We start from the raw sequence: 2133 nt of genomic DNA, 5'->3' as shown, positions 1-2133 counted from the left end.
TTTCTGTTCAAACCAAGATAGAACTAGAGTTAACGGCAGTTCATGGATTCCGCAGTCAAACTCTTTTGAAAGTGCTAGCGCAAGCTGAATTGCAGAATACGCATCGTTACATTGACCAACATCGAGAAGACGCGGAATCCCGTTTATTTCGCCAAATTGGTTTTTGTTGAAGCGGAATTTACCACACGCCAACGTTAGAATGAGCGAGTCATCCGGCGCTTGACTAGTAAAGTCGGTGTAGTAGCTTCGCTCTGCTTTGTCGCCATCACAACCGCCCACTAGGAAGAAGTGCTTAATGTTGCCCTCTTTCACTTGCTCTATGACGGCAGGTGCAGCTGCCATAAGCGCATTGCGACCAAAGCCAACGGTGATGAGCTGCTCAATCTCATTTTGTGCAAAGCCCGGTTGTTCTAGAGCGCAGTTAATCACTTGAGAGAAATCATCCCCCTCTACGTGCGCCACTCCTGGCCAACCAACTATGCTGCGGGTAAACAGGCGATCTCGATATTGGCCCACATCTGGGTTTAGCAAACAGTTAGATGTCATGACAATGGCACCAGGGAAGTTGGCAAATTCTTTCTGTTGGTTCTGCCAAGCGCTACCGTAGTTACCAACAAGGTGCGGGTACTTCTTCAATTCAGGGTAGCCGTGAGCAGGTAACATTTCACCATTGGTGTAGACGTTGATGCCCTTCCCTTCTGTTTGCTGAAGAATCTTTTCTAAGTCATGCAGATCGTGGCCAGAAACCAGAATACAGTGACCTTTTACCGTTTTTACATTTACGCTTGTAGGCTCTGGGTGACCAAAGGTTTGAGTCTCACCCTTGTCGAGCATTTCCATGACTTTGTAGTTCATCAAACCGATTTTCATTGATGTGTCTAGAAGCAGTTGTAAGTCTGTTGGATCCGTTCCTAATAGCGCCATGATCTCATGGTATTCCGCCTGAATTTCTGTATCCGTTTGGCCAAGAACGAGCGCGTGCTCCATATAAGCAGCCGCGCCTTTTAGGCCGTACAAACATAATAATCGCAGGCCAATTACGTCTTCATGCAAAGATTCGTGTCCGCGGTTAACCGCAGCCATAGGTGCCAGCGCCAACAATGAGTCAACATCGGTAGGAAGATTGAATTTAGCTGCGTTTGAAAGCGCTGGAATAACAAAACCTGTAGCAATGGCAGCCGCCTGTACTTTTTGCTCTAGGCGCTTTTTGTACGCTTGTGATTGCTGAGCAAACTCTACGATACGCTCAGGATCAAAGTTCACATTGGTTAGTGTTGCAAAAAATGCCTTGGGTGCCCACTCATCGACTTCGGTATCGATAACACCACAAGAACGGCCTAAATTGGCCCAAAAAGAAACACCTTGCAGAGAGTGCACGAGCACGTCCTGCAGGTCTGAAACGTCTGAAGTTTTACCACACATACCTTGGCTATAAGAACACCCTTTTGACACAGGGGTTTGAATTGTTTGTTCACATTGAATACAGAACATTTGGGGCTCCAGTTGTTGTTTTAATGCTTACTTGCTATTAATTGTTAGCGAACGTAAACCGATTATTTTTATATATCGCTCGCGCTAATAGAGCATGAACTGTGCCAAACAATAAACTGCACTAAAACAAACAGTTATATTTAACCTTAATTTTTAAGTGGTCAAATACACACTAATAAAAAGAACCATTAAAACACTACCGAGTCATATGGACACGCCTGCATTGTTCATCTTTCATTCATCTAGAAGGCGTTATAGTGAAGGTGTTATCTAAGAGGTATTGAATATGAATAGATTGATTGTAAGTACGCTGGCTCTAATTACTGGATTTTTTACGTTGGTTTTTGCACTAGTCATGGCTATTCCATTGACTATCGTCGCTTTAATCACGGGAAAGCGTCTTCAGAAACAGATGCAAAACCAAATGAATGCGCATCAATTTAGTGCCGCTACGGCGCAGCCTCAGTATGCAAATGCGAATACCATCGATGGCGAATACGAAGAAGTAAACCGTAAAGCCTAGCTAGATATCAAAGTTCGATTCAACTGAGCTTCATTATCCACTTCGTTCTCCAGTTCCCCCTTAAAGCCTCACTTTATACTCATATTAAGTGGGGCTTTTTCTAGGTTCATCGCGACTTT

At 44.2% G+C, this 2133-nt stretch carries 2 protein-coding genes; one reads left to right on the top strand and one right to left on the bottom strand.

The genetic code is table 11. The features are described 5' to 3' along the window. The coding region (gene hcp / locus BCU12_RS06740) for a hydroxylamine reductase (RefSeq protein WP_102403585.1) at window positions 1-1491 on the bottom strand (1491 nt) is incomplete at its 3' end. Between the two features lie 286 nt (window positions 1492-1777). Between hcp and BCU12_RS06735 the strand changes: the two genes are divergently transcribed. Next, window positions 1778-2014 (top strand): hypothetical protein, encoded by a 237-nt coding sequence (locus tag BCU12_RS06735; RefSeq protein WP_102403584.1) that lies wholly within the window; start codon window positions 1778-1780, stop codon window positions 2012-2014. Window positions 2015-2133 lie beyond the last annotated feature (119 nt).

The organism is Vibrio sp. 10N.261.55.A7, from assembly GCF_002877365.1.
In the GTDB taxonomy this organism is placed as follows: Bacteria; Pseudomonadota; Gammaproteobacteria; order Enterobacterales; family Vibrionaceae; genus Vibrio.
This window is presented reverse-complemented; position numbering and strand designations above follow the sequence as displayed.

Coding starts and splice junctions, on each gene's coding strand:
- BCU12_RS06735 (WP_102403584.1), top strand. CDS start 1,778: ATGAATAGATTGATTGTAAGTACGCTGGCTCTAATTACTGGATTTTTT.